Source organism: Enterobacter sp. UNJFSC 003 (assembly GCF_036903355.1).
GTDB lineage: Bacteria > Pseudomonadota > Gammaproteobacteria > Enterobacterales > Enterobacteriaceae > Enterobacter.
Window position 1 is genome coordinate 128,272 of sequence record NZ_JBAKHK010000006.1, and the last position, 23,087, is coordinate 151,358.

Here is a 23,087-nt window from a genome sequence, read left to right on the forward strand (position 1 = left end):
GGCAAAATCCCTGAGATTAATATGGTTAAACAGAAAAGAAAAACCCCGGAGCAAGCTCCAGGGTTTGAAGTACAAACATACTTTTCAAAAGCAGTGACTTACTTGTCACCCAACTGTTCTGACATGGTATTACCCGGGTTTGGCGTACGCGGCTCATCGACCGGACGCGGTGCACGCGGGGTGCCATTATTGTCAGAATTATTGGAAGCGCCTGGGTCTTCCCAGCCTGCTGGCGGACGCACTTCGCGACGGGCCATCAGGTCGTCAATCTGTGGTGCATCGATAGTCTCATATTTCATGAGCGCGTCTTTCATCGAATGCAGAATATCCAGATTGTCGTTCAGGATTTCACGCGCGCGACCGTAGTTGCGTTCGATCAGTGCCTTCACTTCCTGGTCGATGATACGAGCCGTTTCATCGGACATATGTTTCGCTTTTGCCACAGAGCGGCCCAGGAATACTTCGCCCTCTTCCTCTGCATACAGCAGCGGACCGAGTTTGTCGGAGAAGCCCCACTGGGTCACCATGTTACGTGCCAGATTTGTCGCAACTTTAATGTCGTTGGACGCACCGGTAGAAACATGTTCAACACCGTAGATGATCTCTTCCGCCAGACGACCGCCGTAGAGGGTCGAAATCTGACTTTCCAGTTTCTGACGGCTGGCGCTGATCGCGTCGCCTTCAGGCAGGAAGAAGGTCACACCCAGTGCGCGGCCGCGCGGGATGATAGTCACTTTGTGTACCGGATCGTGCTCCGGTACCAGACGACCAATTATCGCATGCCCCGCTTCGTGGTAGGCAGTAGACTCTTTCTGCGCTTCCGTCATCACCATGGAGCGACGTTCCGCACCCATCATAATTTTGTCTTTCGCTTTCTCGAATTCCACCATAGACACGACGCGTTTATTACCGCGAGCGGCAAAAAGCGCTGCTTCGTTCACCAGGTTAGCCAGGTCCGCACCGGAGAAGCCCGGGGTACCGCGCGCAATGATTGCCGCATCGATATCTGGAGACAGCGGTACGCGACGCATGTGTACTTTCAGAATCTGTTCACGACCACGAACATCCGGCAGACCGACCACAACCTGACGGTCGAAACGGCCTGGACGCAGCAGTGCAGGGTCAAGTACGTCCGGACGGTTGGTTGCCGCGATAACGATAATACCTTCGTTACCTTCGAAGCCGTCCATCTCAACCAGCATCTGGTTCAGCGTCTGTTCACGTTCATCGTGACCACCGCCGAGGCCTGCGCCACGCTGGCGGCCCACGGCATCGATTTCATCGATGAAGATAATGCACGGTGCTGCCTTTTTGGCCTGCTCGAACATGTCACGCACACGAGATGCGCCAACACCCACGAACATTTCAACGAAGTCAGAACCTGAAATAGTAAAGAACGGTACCTTCGCTTCACCTGCGATGGCTTTCGCCAGCAGGGTTTTACCGGTACCCGGAGGGCCGACCATCAGGACGCCTTTCGGGATCTTACCGCCCAGTTTCTGGAAACGGCTCGGCTCACGCAGGTATTCTACCAGCTCACCCACCTCTTCTTTCGCTTCGTCACAACCTGCAACGTCAGCGAAGGTGGTCTTGATCTGGTCTTCCGTCAGCATGCGCGCTTTGCTCTTACCGAACGACATGGCACCTTTGCCACCGCCGCCCTGCATCTGACGCATAAAGAAGATCCAGACACCGATAAGAAGCAGCATCGGGAACCAGGAGATGAAGATAGAAGCCAGCAGGCTTGGTTCTTCTGGCGGCTCACCAACCACCTTGACGTTTTTGGTCAGAAGGTTATCAAGCAGCTTAGGATCGTTCACCGGGATGTAGGTCGTGTAACGGTTACTATCTTTCTTGGTAACGTTGATCTCACGTCCATTGATACGCGCTTCGCGAACCTGGTCCTGATTGACCTCCTGCAGGAAGGTAGAATAGTCCACCTTGCGGCCATTCGACTCGCTGGGCCCAAAGCTCTGGAATACTGACATCAGCACAACGGCAATGACCAGCCAGAGTATTAGGTTTTTCGCCATGTCACTCAAGGGATTAACCTCATATTACAACTGTGTTAAAAACAGCGTCAGGATACTCTATATCCAGTTTCATTCAAACTTTCGCCTGAAATCTGCCGGTTATCATTTTCGCCCGGTCGCTACAATATACACTTCTCGGGAACGGGCCCGGGAAGAGTCCGGCTTACGAACTTTGACCTTCGCAAACAGGGAGCGAATTTCCTTAAGGTACTCCTCGAAACCTTCGCCCTGAAACACCTTCACAACAAAACTACCACCAGGCGCTAGTACATCACGACACATTTCTAACGCTAGCTCCACCAGATACATGGCGCGGGGGATATCCACCGCCGGTGTTCCACACATATTTGGTGCCATATCAGACATGACAACCTGGACCTTACTGTCACCTACACGATCAAGTAACGCTTTCACAACTAATTCATCACGAAAATCGCCCTGAAGGAAGTCCACGCCAACGATTGGATCCATTGGTAAAAGATCGCATGCGATGATGCGGCCTGAACCGCCGATCTGCGTTACCGCATACTGGGACCATCCCCCTGGCGCTGCACCAAGGTCGACAATAGTCATCCCCGGCTTAAAAAGTTTGTCACTTTGCTGTATTTCATCAAGTTTAAACCAGGCGCGGGATCGCAACCCCTTTTTCTGCGCCTGGAGTACATATTTATCGCTAAAGTGTTCCTGAAGCCAGCGGCTGGAACTGGCAGAACGCTTTTTACCTGTCATTTAACATTTCCGTCCTGGTTCATCGTTGCTTGCCTGTGACGTAAATTTCTACGCAGCTATTTGGCGATATTAGGGAGATGGCGGTAGAATGAACCGTTTTCAATCCCAACGTAAGCAAAAATATACGATGAATCTGAGTACTAAACAAAAACAGCACCTTAAAGGTCTGGCACATCCGCTCAAGCCTGTAGTCATGCTTGGCAACAATGGTTTGACCGAAGGGGTGCTTGCCGAGATTGAACAAGCGCTGGAGCACCACGAGCTGATCAAGGTGAAAATCGCCTCTGAAGACAGAGACACTAAAACCTTGATCGTGGAAGCCATCGTACGCGAAACCGGCGCCTGTAATGTACAGGTCATCGGTAAAACGCTGGTGCTCTATCGCCCGTCTAAAGAGCGTAAAATCTCGCTGCCACGCTAAGGATATCCTTAATCGAACACATTTTCTGTGTAAAACGAGGGATTTCTTTCAGCAGGTGAGCAAAATGCCACGCTCCTTGAGTTGATAAAAGGCCGCTATGCGGCCTTTTTCTTATCTTTACAATGTATCAACATCTTAGCGGAGATGCGAATTACAGGTACTCAACCTTGATAATTTCGTATTCCACTTCACCACCAGGGGTGCGGATGGTGACAACATCGTCCTTCTCTTTGCCAATCAGACCGCGAGCAATCGGCGAGTTCACAGAGATCAGATTCTGTTTAAAGTCTGCCTCATCGTCACCGACGATACGGTAAGTCTGCTCTTCGTCGTTATCCAGATTCAGCACACTGACGGTTGAACCAAAGATCACACGGCCATTGTTTGGCATCTTGGTGATATCGATAACCTGCGCATTGGACAGCTTAGCTTCGATATCTTTGATACGCCCTTCACAGAAGCCCTGCTGCTCACGCGCAGCGTGGTATTCAGCATTCTCTTTCAGGTCACCATGCTCGCGCGCATCCGCGATAGCGGCGATGATTTCAGGGCGACGCACGGATTTTAAGAAATCCAGCTCTTCGCGCAGTTTTTCGGCACCACGTAAGGTCATCGGAATAGCTTGCATTTGTTATACCTCTTAAACATTCCTGTAGGGAGCAGCGTTACCTGCCCCGGCACCTGACCCATGAACATCAAACCATGAGCGGGCCAGAAGCAAAAAGAAAACCGACCCGGGGGCAACGCCCCAGGTCAGCAGCAATTTTCAATTTGATATGCATTTTACCGCGAAGTTCACTATGGGTCATCGTTTACTTTGCAGTGCCATGCACCGTAGTATGACGGTTTGTTTTCGGGTTGTTAGCGCGAGATTATGCGATTTTCCAGATTTATCATCGGATTGACCACCAGTATAACGTTCACCGCTCAGGCCGCGAATGTTGATGAATACATAAATCAGCTCCCCGCAGGTGCCAACCTTGCATTGATGGTGCAGAAGGTCGGGGCGCAGGCACCAGATATTGACTATCACAGTCAACAAATGGCGCTGCCTGCCAGTACCCAGAAGGTGATCACTGCGCTCGCGGCTCTGCTTCAGCTTGGGCCTGACTTTCGTTTTACCACCACCCTTGAGACCAAAGGTCGCGTCGAGGGCGGGGAACTGAAAGGCGATTTGATCGCACGCTTTGGAGGCGACCCGACCTTTAAGCGCCAGGATATCCGCAACATGGTGGCGGTGCTGAAAAAGTCTGGCGTGCAGAAGATTGATGGCAACGTGTTGATCGACACGTCCATTTTTGCCAGCCATGATAAAGCGCCGGGCTGGCCGTGGAACGACATGACGCAGTGCTTTAGTGCACCGCCAGCTGCCGCTATTGTCGATCGTAACTGCTTCTCCATTTCGCTTTATAGCGCGCCCAAGCCCGATGATTTAGCCTTTATTCGTGTCGCCTCTTACTACCCGGTGACGATGTTTAGCCAGGTTCGTACGCTGGCAAAAGGCTCGCCGGATGCACAGTATTGCGAACTGGACGTAGTGCCAGGCGATCTTAACCGCTTCACGCTGACCGGCTGCCTGTCACAACGCGCCGATCCGCTGCCGTTAGCTTTTGCGATCCAGGACGGAGCAAGCTATGCCGGTGCCATCCTCAAAGATGAACTGAAGCAGGCAGGAATTACGTATTCCGGCACGCTGCTGCGCCAAACCCAGGCCAATCAGTCGGGTACCGTCATCGCCAGCAAGCAGTCTGCACCGCTGCACGATTTACTGAGGATTATGCTGAAGAAATCGGACAACATGATTGCTGACACCGTGTTCCGCATGATTGGTCATGCACGCTTCGGCGTTCCGGGAACCTGGCGTGCAGGTTCGGATGCCGTGAGGCAGATTCTGCGCCAGCAGGCGGGGATCGATCTGGGTAATACCATCGCTGTCGATGGTTCCGGATTATCGCGCCATAATTTGATCGCGCCAGCCACCATGATGCAAGTCCTTCAGTACATTGCACAACATGACTCTGAGCTAAACTTTATTTCGATGCTGCCACTTGCCGGACACGACGGCTCACTTCAGTACAGGGCCGGCCTTCACGCTGCCGGTGTAGATGGTAAAGTCTCGGCCAAAACCGGTTCATTGCAGGGTGTTTACAACCTTGCTGGCTTTATCACCACCGCCAGTGGGCAACGCATGGCATTCGTGCAGTATCTTTCCGGCTATGCCGTCGAACCGACCGACCAGCGCAATCGCCGTATCCCGCTGGTGCGTTTCGAAAGCAGGCTCTACAAGGACATCTACCAGAATAACTAACGATGAAACTACTTATAGTTGAAGACGATCTGTTATTACAGGAAGGACTGGCGCTGGCACTGGCGAATGAGGGATATGCACTGGACTGCGCCGCCACTGCGGCAGAGGCGGATGCGCTGATCCAGAGCGGCGAATACAGCCTTGTGATCCTCGATTTAGGCCTACCCGACAAAGACGGTGCTACGCTCCTGAGCCAGTGGCGACGCCGCGGTATCGCCAATCCGGTGCTCATCCTCACGGCACGTGATGCCATCGAAGACAGGATTAACGGGCTTGATTCCGGGGCTGATGATTATCTGGTGAAGCCGTTTGCTTTGGCCGAGCTTCAGGCTCGCGTGCGGGCCTTGATCCGCCGCTATCAAGGGCATAGTGATAACTTACTGACCGACGGCGATATTACGCTTAACCTGCAAACGCAGCAGGTTCTGTGCCAATCTCAGCCCGTCGAAGTCACGCCTAAAGAGTTTGCGCTGCTCACGCGCCTGATCATGCGCAGCGGGCAGACGGTACACCGAGAAACGCTGCAACAGGATATCTACTCCTGGCAGGACGATCCGGGGTCAAATACCCTGGAAGTACATATTCATAACCTGCGACGTAAGCTCGGCAAAGATCGGATTAAAACCGTCCGTGGCGTTGGCTATCGCCTGGAGAGCTACAAATGAACAGCATGCGTCGGCGATTAATGGTTTTGCTGGCGGTGATTTTGTTATTTTTCCAGCTGATAAGCGTGGTCTGGCTGTGGCATGAGAGCCGTGAGCAGATTGGTTTTCTGGTCAGCGAGACGTTGTCAGCCAAAGCCCGCAACAACCACGTCGAGAAAGAGATCCGTGAAGCCATTGCGTCGCTCCTTGTGCCTTCACTGGTCATGGTCGGCTTTACCCTGTTGTTTTCATTTTGGGCTGTGACCTGGATTACCCGGCCGCTCAACAAGCTGCGTACCAGCCTCGCCAACCGTTCGGCCGACAATCTCACGCCCCTGCCTATGTATTCCGATATGGAAGAGATTGGCGCGGTCACAACCTCGTTAAATCAGCTTCTCGCCCGGCTGGATCATACCATCCAGCAGGAACGTCTTTTCACGGCGGATGCCGCACACGAGCTACGGACACCCCTCGCCGGAATCCGGCTGCATCTGGAGTTAATGGCGCAATCTGGCTCGACACAGGCCACGACGCTGATCGGCCGCATCGATCAACTGATGCACACCGTTGAACAGCTTCTTATGCTGGCGCGTGCCGGACAAGCAATAGCGAGTGGTCATTATGATACCGTTAGCTGGACAGAGAACATCATTGCGCCACTTAGCCTTGAGCATGAAGCCAAAGAACATACGGTGATATGGCCAGCGAAAAGCCCGTTGACGGTCCAAGGCGACGCGGTATTGCTTCGCCTTATGCTGAGGAATTTATTGGAAAACGCTGCCCGCTATAGCCCAATAGGGACAACTATCGAGGTGAAGCTAACGGCACAGGAGAGTGGGTGCTGTATCAGTGTTATTGATGAGGGACCCGGTATCGATGAAGCACATCGCCAGTCCATTACCGAGCCGTTCCGTCGGCTTGATCAGCGCTACGGTGGCAGCGGCTTGGGGCTGAGTATCGTGCAACGTATCGTTCACCTCCACCACGGCAAGCTGACGCTGGAGAACGGTCCTGAGGGCGGCCTCATTGCCAGTTGCTGGATACCGTCGACCTTCAGTTAAAAAAGCCCCTATCAGGGGCTTTTTCAGGCATTAATGTTTGTAGATGAACTCGACACCTTCTTCGTCGTCTTCATCCCAGTCATCATCCCAATCGTCATCGTCGTCTTCCGCTTCCTGCTCTTCGAGCTGCTGGCGGTGGTAGTCATCCCACATGAATTCGACTTTTTCAGGCTGTTTCACTTCATCCGCTTGGACAACAGGGTTCTCGATGATGAAGCTCATCACATCCCAGCAGAGATCTTTCACGCCAACCTGGCTTGCCGCAGAGATCAGGTAGTATTTATCTTCCCAACCCATTGCTTCAGCGATAGCTTTCGCTTTCGCTTCTGCTTCCGCTTTATCCATCAGGTCGATCTTGTTGAAGACCAGCCAGCGCGGCTTACCTGCCAGTTTTTCGCTGTATTTTTCCAGCTCGCCAATAATGATACGGGCGTTATCAACCGGATCGGACTCGTCGATAGGATCAATATCAATAATGTGCAGCAGCACACGACAACGCTCAAGGTGTTTAAGGAAGCGAATCCCCAAACCAGCGCCCTCTGCCGCCCCTTCAATCAGACCTGGGATATCCGCAACGACAAAGCTTTTCTCGTGGTCCATTCGGACAACGCCCAAGCTCGGTACCAGCGTAGTAAACGGATAATCCGCCACTTTTGGCTTGGCGGCAGAAACAGCGCGAATAAACGTTGATTTACCGGCATTAGGCATACCCAGCATGCCCACATCAGCCAGCAACATCAGTTCCAGCTGCAGGTCGCGCGTATCACCCGGTGTGCCCATGGTTTTCTGACGAGGAGCACGGTTAACTGACGATTTAAAACGGCTGTTGCCTAAACCGTGCCAGCCACCTTTTGCCACCAACAGACGTTGACCATGTTTAGTCATATCGCCCATGGTTTCGCCCGTACCTTGGTCAATCACACGCGTACCGACTGGAACCTTGATGGTGACGTCTTTGCCACGTTTGCCGGTACAGTCACGGCTCTGGCCGTTCTGGCCACGCTCAGCACGGAAAGATTTTTCAAAACGGTAGTCGATCAGCGTGTTGAGGTTTTCATCCGCCTCCAGCCACACGTCACCACCATCGCCGCCGTCGCCGCCGTCAGGACCGCCACGAGGGATATATTTTTCACGGCGGAAGCTTACACAACCGTTACCGCCATCACCTGCCACGACCAAAATCGTAGCTTCATCAACAAACTTCATTTTACTCTCCGTAACTCATTCGCCTGAGCGGGGGACTACCACAACCGCTTCATTTTTGCGCCAACGTCCCCAAAGACGATGACCAATGGCGGAATACATCGCGCCCGCAACCACGACAAACGCACCGAGATAGCCCAACATGTTGAGCATCGGCTTGATGAAGACATCGGGCCAGGCCATTGATAACAAATCTGAAAATAACAGCGTAAACAGCGGAGTGAGCGTGATTAATGCGCTCACCTGTGCTGCCTGCCAGCGCGCCATTGCTTCGGCCAGCGCGCCATAGCCGACCAGCGTATTCAGCCCGCAAAATATCAGGCACGCCAGCTGCCAGTCACTGAGCTGAGCGATAACGCCCGGCTTAGCTAATGGCAGTAATGCTATTGTACACAAAGTGTACAGCAAAAGGAGGATCTGCTGTGAGGCAAGACGACGCAATAACACCTTTTGCGCGACGCCATAGCTCACCCAGACCGTTGCTGCCCCCACACCGAAAATGACACCCCAGGTGTAATCCGTCAGGCGGGTAAAAATCTCTATCAGGCTAGTGTTGAAGAACATCACCAAACCACAGAGCAGCATGCTCGCCCCAACGATCTGCGTCCCGCGCATCTTCTCCTTCAGGATGAAGACGCTGGCGACCATCATGCCAACCGGTGAAAGCTGACCAATCACCTGTGACGCCGTAGGGCTAAGATACTGCAGGGAAGAGCTGAACAGGATAAAGTTACCAAACAGTCCGCCCGTCGCGATGGCCAGCAATACCAGCCAGCGCGGTTTACGGAACAGACGCAGTGGTGGAAGCTTACCTTTGACTGCAAGAATCGCCCCGAGGCCAATGCTTGCCATCAGAAAGCGATAGAACACCACCGTAGGCGGTTCCATCACTTCCAGTACCTGCTTCATTGCAATTGGCAGTGCACCCCAACACATTGCTGTGGTGAGCGCCAAAAGAATACCAATGCCGGCCTGCTGCTTCATGCCCGTTTTCCCTACAGAAAATTTTCCGGGATTCCAATGTAAAAAGCCCCGCAACACGTTGCGGGGCTTTAATCCGTTACCGGACCGAGAAAACCTTACTCAGCAACGATGCTGATGTATTTACGGTTGTTCGGGCCTTTAACTTCAAATTTCACTTTACCGTCTGCTTTAGCAAACAGAGTGTGGTCACGACCGCAACCTACGTTGTTGCCAGCGTGGAATTTGGTACCACGTTGACGAACAATGATGCTACCCGCGAGAACGGATTCGCCACCAAAACGCTTAACGCCCAGGCGTTTAGCTTCTGAATCGCGACCGTTACGTGTGGAGCCGCCAGCCTTTTTATGTGCCATTTAAATCTCTCCTCAGGTCTTAGGCGCTGATGCCAGTAATTTTCACATCAGTGAACCACTGACGGTGGCCCTGCTGCTTACGGTAGTGCTTACGACGACGAAACTTAACGATTTTAACTTTCTCGCCACGACCGTGTGCAACAACTTCAGCTTTGATAACGCCGCCATCAACGAAAGGAACGCCGATTTTGACTTCTTCACCGTTTGCGATCATCAGAACTTCAGCGAACTCAACAGCTTCGCCAGTTGCGATGTCCAGCTTTTCCAGGCGAATGGTCTGACCTTCGCTTACTCGGTGTTGTTTACCACCACTTTGGAAAACCGCGTACATATAAACTCCGCTTCCGCGCACGTCCTCGTATGAATCAGAGTGCGCTATAAATATTCACAATAGGGCGCGAATATTACGCAAAACGCGAGCCTTTGACAAGTGCTACCGTCAATACATGAAGAAAAAAAACACAACACGTACGGTAACGTTTATCTGCGCGGTTTTTTCAGTACAATCAGCGATACTATTGATAAACCGAAACCCTTTGTGAACCCACATACCGTGGGATAAACAGGATAAAAAGCCCGGCTTTTGCGATGAATTTAGATAAAATCAACGAGTTAACCGCGCAAGATATGGCGGGTGTAAATGCAGCAATCCTGGAGCAACTCAACTCTGACGTTCAGCTGATCAATCAGTTGGGCTATTACATCGTCAGCGGCGGCGGGAAACGCATTCGCCCGATGATTGCAATTCTGGCCGCACGCGCCGTTGGCTATGAGGGAAATGCTCACGTCACCATTGCGGCACTGATCGAATTTATTCACACCGCGACGCTTCTTCATGATGATGTTGTGGATGAATCAGATATGCGTCGAGGGAAAGCCACGGCAAACGCCGCCTTCGGGAATGCGGCCAGCGTTCTGGTGGGTGACTTTATCTATACCCGCGCCTTCCAGATGATGACCAGCCTCGGTTCGCTGAAAGTGCTGGAAGTGATGTCAGAGGCTGTTAACGTGATTGCTGAAGGCGAAGTGCTTCAGCTGATGAACGTCAACGACCCGGACATCACCGAAGAAAATTACATGCGTGTGATCTACAGCAAAACGGCGCGTCTGTTTGAAGCGGCTGCCCAGTGTTCCGGCATCCTGGCGGGCTGTACCGACGCTCAGGAAAAAGGGCTGCAGGATTATGGCCGTTACCTTGGTACCGCATTTCAGCTGATCGACGATCTGCTGGACTATAGCGCTGACGGTGAGACGCTCGGTAAAAACGTCGGGGATGACCTGAACGAGGGTAAACCGACACTGCCGCTGCTCCATGCTATGCGCAATGGTACCCCTGAACAGGCGCAAATGATCCGCGACGCGATCGAGCAGGGAAATGGTCGCCATCTTCTGGAACCTGTACTGGAAGCAATGGCTATCTGCGGTTCTCTGGAATGGACGCGCCAGCGTGCTGAAGAAGAGGCAGACAAAGCCATCGAGGCGCTTCAGGTGATTCCAGACAGCCCATGGCGTGATGCCCTGATCGGTCTTGCCCACATCGCTGTTCAGCGCGACCGTTAATTTCTCCTCCCTTCCCCGTACGCTGTACGGGGAATTCTCATAAGTGCCAATAAATTCCATATTCACGTTAAATCATCAGCTTACAGGCCGCATGAATAAAGCCATGCCTTATTCTGAATATTGCTTCCAGTAACTCGAACTTTTTAAAGCACGGGTTCTAAGGCGGTATAGTAAGGCGGTCATTTCAGGAGAAATGGCGTAGGTAAAGACGAACATAAGGACAGCGTTATGGATACGAAATTTATCGACTGGCACACCGCAGATATTATTGCTGCATTACGCAAAAAAGGGACATCGCTTGCAGCGGAATCACGCCGCAGTGGCTTGAGCTCGTCAACACTGGCAAACGCCCTGACACGCCCGTGGCCAAAGGGTGAACTGATTATCGCAACGGCACTGGATACGCATCCGTGGGTGATCTGGCCTTCACGCTACCACGATCCCATTACCCATGAGTTTATCGACAGAACACGCATGATTCGTCAGAAAAAAATGAAGAGAGAGCAACGAGTGTGATGCCCTTTTTTTGACAGGAACAGCAACCCCCCGGTCATTTCTGGCAGGGGGCTGCCGGAACGATTACTCGCCCTTCACACGCTCGATATTAGCACCCAGCGCGCGCAATTTATCTTCGATACGCTCGTAGCCACGATCGATGTGGTAAATACGATCAACAACCGTCGTGCCTTCCGCAATACAGCCAGCCAGCACCAGGCTCGCCGACGCACGCAGATCGGTCGCCATCACCTGGGCTCCTGACAGTTTTTCTACACCGTGGCAAATCACCGTATTACTTTCGATCTCAGCACGTGCCCCCATACGGATCAGTTCCGGTACGTGCATAAAGCGGTTTTCGAAAATGGTTTCAGTGATGAAGCCGGTGCCTTCAGCAACAAGGTTCAGCAAGGTAAACTGCGCCTGCATGTCGGTCGGGAAAGCCGGATGCGGTGCAGTACGCACGTTGACCGCTTTCGGACGCTGGCCATGCATGTCCAGGCTGATCCAGTCTTCACCCGTCTCAATATCTGCCCCCGCGTCACGCAGCTTAGCCAAAACGGCATCCAGCGTATCAGGCTGAGCATTACGGCACACAATCTTGCCGCCAGAAATGGCTGCCGCCACCAGGAAGGTCCCTGTTTCGATGCGGTCTGGCAGAACGCGATACACACCGCCACCCAGACGCTCAACGCCTTCGATGGTGATACGGTCGGTACCCTGACCGGAGATTTGAGCCCCCAGCGCCACGAGGAAGTTGGCGGTATCTACAATTTCCGGCTCGCGCGCGGCGTTTTCAATGATGGTAGTGCCTTCTGCCAGCGTTGCCGCAGACATGATGGTGACGGTCGCGCCAACGCTCACTTTATCCATGACAATGTGCGCGCCTTTCAGACGGCCATTAACGGACGCCTTAACGTAACCTTCTTCCAGTTTGATCTCCGCGCCCAGTTTTTCCAGGCCAAAGATATGCAAATCAACCGGACGCGCGCCAATGGCGCAACCGCCTGGCAGAGACACCTGACCCTGACCAAAGCGCGCCACCAGCGGGCCAAGCGCCCAGATGGACGCACGCATGGTTTTCACCAGGTCGTAAGGGGCTGAGAAGTTGTTCACGTTGCTGGCGTCGATCCAGACGGAACCGTTACGCTCAACTTTGGTGCCCAACTGACCGAGCAACTTCATGGTGGTGTCGATATCTTTCAGTTTCGGTACGTTCTGAATTTCTACCGGCTCTTCCGCGAGCAGCGCAGCGAAGAGGATCGGCAGCGCCGCGTTTTTGGCGCCAGAAATTGTGACTTCGCCCTGGAGACGCGTTGGCCCCTGTACACGAAATTTGTCCATTGTTTGCTCTCTTATGAATTCAACCGTGCTGCGGGCGTAACGCCCTCAGCTCAAAAACCGTTTAGTTTGCGATCGCGAGCCCACTCTTGCGGGGTGAACGCTTTAATCGACAGGGCGTGGATGCGGTTATCCGCAATGTATTCCATCAGCGGCGCGTAAACAGCCTGCTGTTTCTTCACACGACTCATACCGTCGAAGATCTCACCCACAGCAATAACCTGGAAGTGACTGCCATCGCCAGAGACGTGGGCTTCCTGAAGGGAGAGTGCATTCATCAGCACTGTCTGGATTTCATTATTTTCCATGGGTTCTACATCATCTGATAGTGAAAACAAGCCCAACATCTTAGAGCAAAGTGGCGTCGTCTTAAACAAGCAAAAAGCCCCGACGATGAAACTGTCGGGGCTTTCAGAAGTAACGCACTGAAAATATTAACGAGGTAATACGTCCTGCGGCAAATTGTAGAGCTGTGCAAGCGTCACGACATTATCGCTTGCGCCGTGAAGCGTAACGCTTGTGCCCTGCTTTTTACCGACAGCAACAAGATGGGCCAGCAGCGCAATACCCGCGGTATCAACCCGCGTGACGTTGCATAAATCGATCAGCGTAACGCCCTGCATGGCTTCATGACGCTTATCCCATAGCGGGTTCAGCAGATCCTGATCGAGTTCACCAGAGAGTTTTAACCTCTCGCCCTCGCGTGCCCAACTCAATTGCTGTGACATTACTTTTTCTCGTCCAGCGAAATTTTCTGACGAGAGATAGACTGCAGCTGTGCGGTCAGGCCATCAATGCCTTTGGTGCGCAGCAGATCGCTCCACTCGTTTTGTTTAGTGGTGATCATGCTCACCCCTTCGGCGATCATGTCATATGCCTGCCAGTTACCAGTCTGGCTGTTTTTACGCCATTGGAAGTCCAGGCGAACCGGCGGACGACCGTTAGGATCGATAATAGTGACGCGGATTGGCACAATGGTCGCATCACCCAGCGGCTGTTCCGGTGCAATCTGATAGCTCTGACCGTTGTACATCGCCAGCGCCTGACCATAAGCCTGTTTCAGGTATTCGCGGAAGGCAGCAAAGTACGCTTCACGCTGTGCAGGAGTGGCATCTTTGTAATAGCGGCCCAGCACCAGCGCGCCCGCATATTTGATCTGCACATACGGCAGCAGTTCCTGATCAACGACCTCACGGAGATAATCAGGATTTGAACGGATTTTAGGCTGTTCATTTTTAAGGCGATCGAACGTTTTCTTCGCAGCCTCATCCATCAGTTTGTATGGGTTACTCTGGTCTGCCGCATGGACTGCAGTGAGAGGGGCGACAACCAGCATGGCAACCATTAACAGGCGTTTAAACATGAATGACTTCTCCTGATATTAATTCGTCGTGCCAGGGGTCGGCGTGACGTTAGTATGGTCTTCACTCTGCGCAGGGGCAGAAGCAGCATTTTTCTCATCCCCTTTACTGTTGTAAAGGAACTGACCAATCATATCCTCCAGCACCATCGCGGACTTCGTATCCTGGATAACGCTACCGTCTTTAAGGATAGTCGTTCCAAGCTCCGGATCTTCAAAACCGACGTTCAGGGCCAGATACTGCTCGCCCAGAAGACCCGAGGTACGAATGGAAAGCGAGCTGGTATCAGGAATATGGTTGTAGCGCTCTTCAATATCCATCGCGACGCGCGGCAGATACGTTTTCTCATCAAGCGTAATGTCAGTCACGCGCCCAATCACCACACCACCAATACGTACCGGTGAACGTGCCTTCAGGCCACCGATGTTATCGAAGGTCGCATAAATGCGATACGTTGGCTCGGTGCGAACAGACGTGATATCCGCCGCTCTCAGGCAGATGAACAGTGCCGCCAGCAGTGCCAGCACCAGGAACACGCCAACCCAAATTTCATTTTTTTTCGTTTGCATGAACTCAATTCCCAAACATCAGTGCGGTGAGCACAAAATCCAGACCCAGTACGGCCAGCGACGAATGTACAACAGTACGTGTAGTTGCACGGCTAATGCCCGCAGACGTCGGGATGGCATCGTAACCGTTAAACAAGGCAATCCAGGTGACCGTAATGGCAAATACCACGCTCTTAATCAGGCAGTTAACCAGGTCCATCCGTAAATCGATGGCATCCTGCATGGCGGACCAGAAGAATCCGGCATCAATACCTTTCCAGTGCACGCCAACCAGCGAACCGCCCCAGATCCCTACGGCGACGAAGAGGATAGTCAGCAGCGGCAAGGAAATCACCCCCGCCCAGAAACGCGGGGAAATGACGCGACGCAGCGGATCCACCGCCATCATCTCCATGCTGGAAAGCTGTTCGGTCGCACGCATCAGGCCAATTTCGGCGGTTAACGCCGATCCCGCTCGACCGGCGAACAACAGCGCAGCAACAACCGGCCCCAGCTCACGCAGCAGCGAGAGCGCCACCAGCATCCCAAGGCTGGTTTCCGCGCTGTAGGTTGTCAGTACAAGATAACCCTGAAGCCCCAACACCATGCCGATAAACAGCCCGGAAACAATGATAATGAGCATCGACAGCACGCCGACATTGTAGAGCTGTCGCACCAGTAACGGCGCGTGCTTACGGAATTCCGGTTTGCCGACCAGCGCGTTGAATAACATCAATCCGGCACGCCCGAACGTCCTGATGGTTTTTATGCCACGGTGTCCAAGAGCGGCCAACGCATTTAACAGCATGAGTGGCTTAACTCCCTATTCCCAATAAATCGTCACGATAGTCGCCCGCAGGATAACGGAACGGAACTGGCCCATCAGCGATGCCGTCCAGGAACTGCCGCACCCGCGGGTCGCAATTGTCCTGCAGCGCCTGAGCGCTACCGTGTGCGACGATCTTTTTGTCTGCCACGATATAGGCGTAATCAGCAATGCTCAGCACTTCCGGTACATCGTGCGAAACCACGATGCAGGTGACGCCAAGCGCGCTGTTCAATTCTGAGATTAACTTCACCAGCACGCCCATGGTGATGGGGTCTTGCCCAACGAAAGGTTCGTCGAACATGATTAAATCAGGTTCGAGCGCAATGGCTCGCGCCAGCGCCGCGCGACGTGCCATACCGCCTGAGAGTTCAGACGGCATTAATTTTGCCGCCCCTCGCAGCCCGACAGCTTCAAGCTTCATCGTCACCGTGCTTTTCAGCAGTTCTGGCGGCAGACTGGTGTGCTCGCGCAGTGGGTAGGCCACGTTATCAAAGACGTTCATATCCGTGAACAGTGCCCCCGACTGAAAGAGCATGCTCATGCGCTTACGAACAGTATACAGGCGCGATCGTGACATCTCCGGGATGTTTTCACCGTCGAAGAGAATTTCACCGCTATCCGGTGGGATCTGTCCACCGATGAGTCGCAGCAGGGTCGTTTTACCGATCCCTGATGGCCCCATAATGGCGGTAATCTTGCCACGCGGTACGGTCAACGAAATATCATCAAATATCAATCTATTGGCGCGAGAAAAACTCACTCCACGGACATCGACTATATTCGCCAGCGTTTGGCTCATTTACGGTTCCTTTCTTGCCCTGCTTCATGCGAAGCGTGAAGCTTAAATCAGCCCTAAACCCCACATTTTTACAGAATATTGGCTGGAGAGGTTAGCGAAAGCTGGCATTTGTTTTACTTTTCCGGCGCATAAAGTCAAAATTAGGAATTCGTTACGTCTCAGACTGTATGCAGCGCCAACAATTCCTGCGCGGTGGACCGGCAAGTATACCTGAAGAAAGGACTTTTGATGCTTTTAGCAACAGCACTGTTAATAATTGGTTTACTTTTGGTGGTCTACAGTGCTGACCGTTTAGTGTTTGCTGCATCCATCCTGTGCCGGCTGATTGGCGTACCGCCTATTGTCATCGGGATGACCGTTGTCAGTGTCGGGACCTCTCTTCCTGAAATCATCGTCTCGGTCACGGCATCACTGCATGGGCAGGTCGACCTTGCAATCGGCACCGCAATTGGCTCTAACATCGTTAATATTCTCCTTATTTTAGGCTTAGCGGCTCTCCTGCATCCATTTCGCGTGCATTCCGATGTTCTGCGCCGTGAATTGCCGCTAATGTTAATCGTAAGCCTGTTGGCGGGCTGCGTATTTTATGACGGCGTGCTGAGCTACAGCGACGGCATATTCTTGCTGGCACTGGCAGTCATCTGGCTGCTTTATAGTGTTAAAATCGCCCGCCAGGCTGAAAAACAGGGTCATGACAGCCTGACTCGCGAGCAGGTCGCTGAACTTCCGCGTGAAGGCACGCTGCCAGTGGCGCTGCTTTGGCTGGGCGTCGCACTGATCATTATGCCCATGGCGACCCGTATGGTAGTGGATAACGCCACGGTACTGGCAAACTTTTTCGCCATGAGCGAACTGACCATTGGCCTGACGGTTATCGCTATCGGCACCAGCCTGCCAGAACTGGCCACGGCGATTGCTGGCGCACGTAAAGGCGAAGATGACATCGCCATTGGCAATATCATCGGGTCCAACATTTTTAATATCGCCATCGTGATGGGGCTGCCCGCCCTGATAGCACCGGGGCCGTTTAATACGATGGCATTCACGCGCGACTATGGTGTGATGTTGCTGGTTAGCGTCATTTTTGCCCTGCTCTGCTGGCGGCGGCAACGACAGATCGGCAAAGGCGCAGGCGCGCTGCTGACGGGTGGATTTATCGTATGGATGGCGATGCTGTACTGGCTCTCGCCTCTTCTCTCTGGGTAAACGGAAACGCATTATGTCGCAAATAGAATTGCAGCCGGGTTTTGACTTTCAGAAAGCAGGCAAAGACGTTCTGGAGATTGAACGTGAAGGTCTGGCGCAGTTAGATCAGTACATTAACCAGGATTTTAGTCAGGCATGTGAGAAGATGTTCTACTGTGCCGGTAAAGTCGTGGTAATGGGGATGGGCAAGTCCGGTCACATTGGACGTAAAATGGCGGCGACGTTTGCCAGCACCGGAACCTCCTCCTTCTTCGTTCATCCAGGGGAAGCCGCGCACGGCGACCTGGGCATGGTTACGCCGCAGGATGTGGTCATTGCGTTATCGAATTCGGGTGAGTCCAATGAGATCCTGGCGCTGATCCCGGTCTTGAAGCGACTGCATGTTCCGCTTATTTGCATGACCAGCCGCCCGGAAAGCAGCATGGCGCGGGCAGCAGATATTCACCTGTGCGTTAAAGTACCTAAAGAAGCCTGCCCGCTAGGCCTTGCGCCCACCTCCAGCACCACTGCTGCGCTGGTGATGGGGGATGCTCTTGCCGTTGCGCTACTTGAAGCACGTGGTTTCACGCCTGAAGATTTTGCGCTTTCCCATCCTGGCGGCGCATTGGGGCGAAAACTGCTGCTGCGGGTGAACGATATTATGCATACTGGCGATGAGATCCCTCATGTCAGTAAAGACGCCTCTTTGCGCGATGCTCTGCTTGAAATCACCCGTAAAAACCTCGGTATGACGGTGGTATGTGACGACCTGATGATTATTCAGGGAATTTTCACCGACGGCGACTTACGCCGCGTGTTCGATATGGGCGTTGATGTCCGCACGCTCGGGATCGCCGATGTCATGACGCCTGGCGGCGTTCGTGTGCGTCCAGGCACGCTGGCGGTGGATGTGCTGAATCTGATGCAGTCCCGTCATATCACCTCAGTGATGGTTGCCGATGGCGACCAATTGCTGGGTGTGGTACATATGCATGATCTGCTGCGCGCAGGCGTAGTGTAATGAAGGATAAGACAATGAGTAATGCGGGTGCATCCCTTGCAACCTGTTATGGTCCGGTCAGTACCCACATGATGGCAAAGGCGAAAAACATCCGCCTGCTGATTCTGGATGTGGATGGTGTGCTTTCCGATGGCCTGATTTATATGGGCAACAATGGCGAAGAGCTGAAGGCCTTTAACGTTCGCGACGGCTACGGAATTCGCTGCGCGCTCACATCCGGTATTGAAGTTGCTATCATCACCGGACGTAAAGCTAAACTGGTAGAAGACCGCTGCGAAACGCTGGGTATTACCCATCTTTATCAGGGCCAATCCGATAAGATGGTGGCCTTTAAGGATTTGCTCGGAAAACTGGCTATCGCACCGGAAAACGTCGCCTATGTCGGGGACGATCTGATTGACTGGCCGGTGATGGCCGAGGTGGGTCTGAGCATCGCCGTGGCGGACGCGCATCCATTGCTGATCCCGCGTGCTGATTATGTTACCCATATTAACGGCGGCCGCGGTGCCGTACGTGAAGTATGCGATCTGCTTCTGCTGGCGCAGGGCAAGCTTGATGAGGCCAAAGGGCAATCGATATGAGTAAAACCAGACGTTGGGTTATCATTCTGCTTTCGCTTGCCGTACTGGTATTGATTGGGGTGAACCTTGCCGACCGCGACGATACGCAAACGGAAGTGGTCAACACGAGCGATCCCACCTACAAAAGCGATCACAGCGACACCGTGGTTTATAGCCCGGAAGGCGCGTTGAACTATCGCCTGATTGCCCAGCATGTTGAATATTTTTCAGATGACGGTATTACGTGGTTTACCCAACCGGTAATGACGACGTTCGATACCAACAAAGTCCCAACATGGTCGATAAAGTCAGACCGGGCAAAACTGACGAATGACCGTATGCTTTATCTGTATGGCCACGTTGAAGTCAACGCCCTGGCGCCTGACTCGCAACTGCGCAAAATCACGACGGATAACGCCCAGATAAACCTGGTGACTCAGGATGTAACCTCTCAGGATCTGGTCACCCTGTATGGCACAACATTTAATTCCAGCGGTCTGAGAATGCGCGGGAACTTACGCAGCAAAAACGCCGAGCTGATTGAAAAGGTTAGAACCTCCTATGAAATTCAAAACAAACAAACTCAGCCTTAAAGTAATTATCGCCAGTGCGATACTGGCAACCAGTCTTCCCGCGTTTGCTGTGACGGGAGACACTGAACAGCCGATTCATATCGAGTCTGATACCCAGTCTCTCGATATGCAGGGGAACGTCGTCACCTTCACGGGCAACGTCGTCATGACCCAGGGCACCATCAAAATTAACGCCGACAAAGTGGTCGTCACTCGCCCTGGTGGCGAACAGGGCAAAGAGATTATTGATGGCTACGGCAACCCTGCCACGTTCTATCAGATGCAGGACAACGGCAAACCGGTGAAAGGTCGCGCCTCGCATATGCACTATGAGCTGGCGAAGGATCTGGTGATCCTGACCGGTAATGCGTATCTGGAACAGCTCGACAGCAATATCACCGGCGATCGGATCACCTATCTGGTGAAAGAGCAAAAAATGCAGGCCTCCAGCGAGAAAGGAAGACGCGTCACCACCGTGCTTGTTCCTTCGCAGCTGCAGGATAAAGGCAAAAGCCAGGCCCCGGCACAGAAGAAGAGTAACTAATTCGTTATGGCAACATTAACTGCAAAAAATCTCGCGAAAGCCTACAAGGGTCGCCGTGTCGTAGAAGATGTCAGTCTGACCGTTAACTCCGGCGAAATTGTGGGTCTGCTTGGCCCGAACGGTGCGGGTAAAACCACCACCTTCTACATGGTCGTGGGCATTGTGTCGCGCGACGCAGGCAACATCATCATCGATGATGAAGACATCAGCCTGCTCCCGCTGCATGCGCGCGCACGTCGTGGTATCGGCTATTTGCCTCAGGAAGCGTCTATTTTCCGCCGACTCAGCGTTTTCGATAACCTGATGGCGGTTCTGCAAATTCGTGACGATCTGACCAGCGAACAGCGTCAGGATCGCGCCAATGAGCTGATGGAAGAGTTCCACATTGAACATCTTCGCGATAGCCTCGGTCAGGCATTATCCGGTGGTGAACGTCGACGTGTAGAAATTGCGCGTGCGCTGGCGGCCAATCCGAAATTTATCCTTCTGGATGAACCCTTTGCGGGCGTTGATCCCATCTCCGTTATCGACATTAAACGCATTATTGAGCACCTGCGCGACAGCGGGCTGGGCGTGTTGATCACTGACCACAACGTCCGTGAAACGCTGGCCGTATGTGAACGTGCCTATATCGTAAGTCAGGGCCATCTGATCGCTCACGGTACGCCGCAGCAAATCCTCGAAGATGAACATGTTAAGCGCGTGTACCTTGGGGAAGACTTCAGACTCTGATAGGGTAGAGGTAACGTAACGCCGAACCGGAGAAAAATGCTCTGAACATGAAGCAAGGTTTGCAATTAAGGCTCAGCCAACAATTGGCAATGACGCCGCAGTTACAGCAGGCAATCCGTCTGTTGCAACTGTCCACTTTAGAACTCCAGCAGGAGCTCCAGCAAGCGCTGGACAGCAATCCGCTGTTGGAGCAAACCGATCTTCATGAAGAGGTAGACACTCAGCAAACGCAGGACACTGAAACGCTCGACACCGCTGATGCGCTCGAACAAAAAGAGATGCCGGACGAGCTTCCGCTGGATGCCAGCTGGGATGAAATCTACACCGCCGGAACCCCTTCCGGAACGCGTGCAGACTACCAGGACGATGAGCTACCGGTTTATCAGGGTGAAACCACTCAGTCACTGCAGGATTACCTCATGTGGCAGGTGGAGCTCACCCCGTTCTCCGATACCGATCGTGCCATTGCGACGTCCATTGTCGATGCCGTTGATGACACCGGCTATTTGACCGTCACGCTGGACGATATTCTGGAAAGCATCGGCGATGAAGAGATCGAACTTGAAGAGATTGAAGCCGTTTTAAAGCGTATACAGCGCTTCGATCCGGTAGGCGTGGCGGCGAAAGATCTGCGGGACTGCCTGCTGATCCAACTTTCGCAATTCGACAAAGCAACGCCGTGGATCAATGAGGCCCGTCTCATCATCAGCGATCATCTGGATCTGTTGGCCAACCATGATTTCCGCACCCTGATGCGCGTCACGCGCCTGAAGGAAGACGTGCTGAAGGAAGCGGTTAACCTGATCCAGTCGCTCGATCCGCGCCCTGGTCAGTCGATCCAGACCAGCGAACCCGAGTATGTCATCCCTGATGTACTGGTCAGAAAGCACAATGACCGTTGGGTCGTTGAACTGAACTCAGACAGTATTCCTCGCCTGCAAATCAACCAGCAATACGCCTCCATGTGCACCAGCGCGCGTAACGACTCCGACAATCAATATATTCGAAGCAATCTGCAGGAAGCGCGATGGTTGATCAAAAGCCTTGAGAGCAGAAATGATACGCTACTCCGCGTCAGTCGCTGTATTGTCGAACAGCAGCAGGCCTTCTTTGAGCAAGGTGAAGAGTTTATGAAGCCGATGGTTCTGGCAGACATCGCCCAGGCCGTCGAGATGCACGAATCCACCATTTCTCGCGTGACGACGCAAAAGTATTTGCACAGTCCGCGCGGTATTTTTGAGCTTAAGTATTTCTTCTCCAGCCATGTGAATACTGAGGGTGGCGGCGAAGCCTCATCCACGGCAATCCGTGCCCTGGTGAAGAAGTTGATCGCCGCGGAGAACCCCGCGAAGCCACTGAGCGACAGTAAGTTAACCACCATGTTGTCCGACCAGGGTATTATGGTGGCACGTCGTACCGTTGCGAAGTATCGAGAGTCTTTATCCATTCCGCCGTCCAACCAGCGTAAACAGCTGGTCTGACACAACCGATAAGGAAGACACTATGCAGCTCAACATCACTGGACAAAATGTCGAGATTACTGAGGCTTTACGCGATTTCCTGAACACGAAATTCGCGAAACTCGAGCAGTATTTCGAAAGGATCAATCAGGTCTATATTGTGTTGAAAGTGGAGAAAGTGACTCATATCTCGGATGCAACCCTGCACGTTAACGGGGGTGAACTCCATGCTAGTGCGGAAGGGCAAGACATGTACGCGGCTATCGACGGCTTGATTGACAAGCTTGCGCGACAGCTTAATAAACATAAAGACAAACTGAAACAACACTAATTGTCCGGGCAGT

Annotated in this window: 28 protein-coding genes; 14 read left to right on the plus strand and 14 right to left on the minus strand. The window is 52.9% G+C overall.

Annotated features, from left to right (window positions below; genetic code table 11):
* Positions 1-98: 98 nt before the first annotated feature.
* Together ftsH and rlmE are read right to left on the minus strand one after the other, a co-directional pair.
* The gene (gene ftsH, locus V5P19_RS15660) at positions 99-2,033 is read right to left on the minus strand and encodes an ATP-dependent zinc metalloprotease FtsH (protein ID WP_334404848.1); all 1,935 of its coding nucleotides are present in this window, start codon (positions 2,031-2,033) and stop codon (positions 99-101) included.
* A gap of 102 nt (positions 2,034-2,135) precedes the next feature.
* The gene (gene rlmE / locus V5P19_RS15665) at positions 2,136-2,762 is read right to left on the minus strand and encodes a 23S rRNA (uridine(2552)-2'-O)-methyltransferase RlmE (RefSeq protein WP_334404850.1); all 627 of its coding nucleotides are present in this window, start codon (positions 2,760-2,762) and stop codon (positions 2,136-2,138) included.
* Between the two features lie 127 nt (positions 2,763-2,889).
* Here rlmE and yhbY point away from each other — a divergent pair, with 127 nt between their 5' ends.
* A complete protein-coding gene (gene yhbY, locus V5P19_RS15670) occupies positions 2,890-3,183 on the plus strand; it encodes a ribosome assembly RNA-binding protein YhbY (RefSeq protein ID WP_032614629.1) in 294 nt (97 codons plus the stop codon).
* Between the two features lie 151 nt (positions 3,184-3,334).
* Here yhbY and greA read toward each other — a convergent pair whose 3' ends face one another.
* Complete coding sequence (gene greA / locus V5P19_RS15675) at positions 3,335-3,811, minus strand: transcription elongation factor GreA (protein ID WP_334404855.1); 477 nt, start codon at positions 3,809-3,811, stop codon at positions 3,335-3,337.
* Positions 3,812-4,057: 246 nt separating this feature from the next.
* Between greA and dacB the strand changes: the two genes are divergently transcribed.
* From dacB to pmrB, 3 genes are read left to right on the plus strand one after another with little or no spacing between them, the layout of a single operon-like run.
* The gene (dacB, locus tag V5P19_RS15680) at positions 4,058-5,491 is read left to right on the plus strand and encodes a serine-type D-Ala-D-Ala carboxypeptidase (protein ID WP_334404857.1); all 1,434 of its coding nucleotides are present in this window, start codon (positions 4,058-4,060) and stop codon (positions 5,489-5,491) included.
* A 2-nt stretch (positions 5,492-5,493) separates the two neighbouring features.
* The gene (gene pmrA, locus V5P19_RS15685; protein ID WP_334404859.1) at positions 5,494-6,156 is read left to right on the plus strand and encodes a two-component system response regulator PmrA; all 663 of its coding nucleotides are present in this window, start codon (positions 5,494-5,496) and stop codon (positions 6,154-6,156) included.
* Positions 6,153-7,196: a two-component system sensor histidine kinase PmrB gene (gene pmrB, locus V5P19_RS15690; RefSeq protein ID WP_334404861.1), complete on the plus strand. Its 1,044-nt coding sequence runs from the start codon at positions 6,153-6,155 to the stop codon at positions 7,194-7,196. Before pmrA ends, pmrB begins: the two co-directional genes overlap by 4 nt.
* 30 nt (positions 7,197-7,226) lie before the next feature.
* Here the strand turns inward: pmrB and cgtA are convergent, their stop codons facing one another.
* The 4 genes from cgtA to rplU all read right to left on the minus strand — a co-directional run bounded on the left by cgtA (position 7,227) and on the right by rplU (position 10,067).
* The gene (gene cgtA / locus V5P19_RS15695) at positions 7,227-8,402 is read right to left on the minus strand and encodes an Obg family GTPase CgtA (protein ID WP_334404864.1); all 1,176 of its coding nucleotides are present in this window, start codon (positions 8,400-8,402) and stop codon (positions 7,227-7,229) included.
* A 15-nt stretch (positions 8,403-8,417) separates the two neighbouring features.
* On the minus strand, positions 8,418-9,383 hold the full coding sequence (locus V5P19_RS15700) for a DMT family transporter (RefSeq protein ID WP_334404866.1): 966 nt from the start codon (positions 9,381-9,383) through the stop codon (positions 8,418-8,420).
* A 95-nt stretch (positions 9,384-9,478) separates the two neighbouring features.
* Positions 9,479-9,736 carry a 50S ribosomal protein L27 gene (gene rpmA / locus V5P19_RS15705; protein ID WP_004385076.1) on the minus strand — a complete coding sequence of 86 codons (258 nt, stop codon included), beginning with the start codon at positions 9,734-9,736 and terminating at the stop codon, positions 9,479-9,481.
* 19 nt (positions 9,737-9,755) lie between these two features.
* Positions 9,756-10,067 carry a 50S ribosomal protein L21 gene (gene rplU, locus V5P19_RS15710; RefSeq protein WP_095284390.1) on the minus strand — a complete coding sequence of 104 codons (312 nt, stop codon included), beginning with the start codon at positions 10,065-10,067 and terminating at the stop codon, positions 9,756-9,758.
* 257 nt (positions 10,068-10,324) lie between these two features.
* Here rplU and ispB point away from each other — a divergent pair, with 257 nt between their 5' ends.
* Together ispB and sfsB are read left to right on the plus strand one after the other, a co-directional pair.
* Positions 10,325-11,296, plus strand: a complete 972-nt coding sequence (ispB, locus tag V5P19_RS15715) for an octaprenyl diphosphate synthase (protein ID WP_334404874.1) — start codon at positions 10,325-10,327, stop codon at positions 11,294-11,296.
* Between the two features lie 228 nt (positions 11,297-11,524).
* Positions 11,525-11,812 (plus strand): DNA-binding transcriptional regulator SfsB, encoded by a 288-nt coding sequence (gene sfsB, locus V5P19_RS15720; protein ID WP_334404876.1) that lies wholly within the window; start codon positions 11,525-11,527, stop codon positions 11,810-11,812.
* Between the two features lie 63 nt (positions 11,813-11,875).
* Here sfsB and murA read toward each other — a convergent pair whose 3' ends face one another.
* The 7 genes from murA to mlaF all read right to left on the minus strand — a co-directional run bounded on the left by murA (position 11,876) and on the right by mlaF (position 16,669).
* A complete protein-coding gene (murA, locus tag V5P19_RS15725) occupies positions 11,876-13,135 on the minus strand; it encodes a UDP-N-acetylglucosamine 1-carboxyvinyltransferase (protein WP_334404878.1) in 1,260 nt (419 codons plus the stop codon).
* Positions 13,136-13,185: 50 nt separating this feature from the next.
* Entirely contained in the window at positions 13,186-13,440 is a 255-nt protein-coding gene (ibaG, locus tag V5P19_RS15730; protein ID WP_042322109.1) for a BolA family iron metabolism protein IbaG, read from the minus strand.
* Between the two features lie 126 nt (positions 13,441-13,566).
* Positions 13,567-13,860: a lipid asymmetry maintenance protein MlaB gene (gene mlaB / locus V5P19_RS15735; protein ID WP_334404884.1), complete on the minus strand. Its 294-nt coding sequence runs from the start codon at positions 13,858-13,860 to the stop codon at positions 13,567-13,569.
* Positions 13,860-14,495 (minus strand): phospholipid-binding protein MlaC, encoded by a 636-nt coding sequence (gene mlaC, locus V5P19_RS15740; protein WP_334404886.1) that lies wholly within the window; start codon positions 14,493-14,495, stop codon positions 13,860-13,862. Before mlaC ends, mlaB begins: the two co-directional genes overlap by 1 nt.
* Before the next feature lie 18 nt (positions 14,496-14,513).
* Positions 14,514-15,062 carry an outer membrane lipid asymmetry maintenance protein MlaD gene (gene mlaD, locus V5P19_RS15745; protein ID WP_334404888.1) on the minus strand — a complete coding sequence of 183 codons (549 nt, stop codon included), beginning with the start codon at positions 15,060-15,062 and terminating at the stop codon, positions 14,514-14,516.
* Between the two features lie 4 nt (positions 15,063-15,066).
* Complete coding sequence (gene mlaE / locus V5P19_RS15750; protein WP_010436044.1) at positions 15,067-15,849, minus strand: lipid asymmetry maintenance ABC transporter permease subunit MlaE; 783 nt, start codon at positions 15,847-15,849, stop codon at positions 15,067-15,069.
* 7 nt (positions 15,850-15,856) lie between these two features.
* On the minus strand, positions 15,857-16,669 hold the full coding sequence (gene mlaF, locus V5P19_RS15755; protein WP_334404890.1) for a phospholipid ABC transporter ATP-binding protein MlaF: 813 nt from the start codon (positions 16,667-16,669) through the stop codon (positions 15,857-15,859).
* 228 nt (positions 16,670-16,897) lie between these two features.
* On the opposite strand from mlaF, the gene V5P19_RS15760 reads away from it, so the two are divergent.
* From V5P19_RS15760 to hpf, 8 genes are read left to right on the plus strand one after another with little or no spacing between them, the layout of a single operon-like run.
* Positions 16,898-17,875: a calcium/sodium antiporter gene (locus V5P19_RS15760; protein WP_334404892.1), complete on the plus strand. Its 978-nt coding sequence runs from the start codon at positions 16,898-16,900 to the stop codon at positions 17,873-17,875.
* Positions 17,876-17,888: 13 nt separating this feature from the next.
* Entirely contained in the window at positions 17,889-18,875 is a 987-nt protein-coding gene (kdsD, locus tag V5P19_RS15765; protein WP_334404894.1) for an arabinose-5-phosphate isomerase KdsD, read from the plus strand.
* Between the two features lie 14 nt (positions 18,876-18,889).
* Positions 18,890-19,456, plus strand: coding sequence for a 3-deoxy-manno-octulosonate-8-phosphatase KdsC (gene kdsC / locus V5P19_RS15770; protein ID WP_334405044.1), 567 nt, complete (start codon positions 18,890-18,892; stop codon positions 19,454-19,456).
* On the plus strand, positions 19,453-20,028 hold the full coding sequence (gene lptC / locus V5P19_RS15775; protein ID WP_334404896.1) for an LPS export ABC transporter periplasmic protein LptC: 576 nt from the start codon (positions 19,453-19,455) through the stop codon (positions 20,026-20,028). The genes kdsC and lptC overlap by 4 nt, the downstream gene beginning before the upstream one ends.
* Entirely contained in the window at positions 19,997-20,551 is a 555-nt protein-coding gene (gene lptA, locus V5P19_RS15780) for a lipopolysaccharide ABC transporter substrate-binding protein LptA (RefSeq protein ID WP_334404898.1), read from the plus strand. The genes lptC and lptA overlap by 32 nt, the downstream gene beginning before the upstream one ends.
* Positions 20,552-20,557: 6 nt before the next feature.
* On the plus strand, positions 20,558-21,283 hold the full coding sequence (lptB, locus tag V5P19_RS15785; RefSeq protein ID WP_334404900.1) for an LPS export ABC transporter ATP-binding protein: 726 nt from the start codon (positions 20,558-20,560) through the stop codon (positions 21,281-21,283).
* 47 nt (positions 21,284-21,330) lie between these two features.
* Complete coding sequence (rpoN, locus tag V5P19_RS15790; RefSeq protein WP_334404902.1) at positions 21,331-22,764, plus strand: RNA polymerase factor sigma-54; 1,434 nt, start codon at positions 21,331-21,333, stop codon at positions 22,762-22,764.
* 22 nt (positions 22,765-22,786) lie between these two features.
* The gene (gene hpf / locus V5P19_RS15795) at positions 22,787-23,074 is read left to right on the plus strand and encodes a ribosome hibernation promoting factor (protein WP_006178790.1); all 288 of its coding nucleotides are present in this window, start codon (positions 22,787-22,789) and stop codon (positions 23,072-23,074) included.
* Positions 23,075-23,087: the final 13 nt, after the last annotated feature.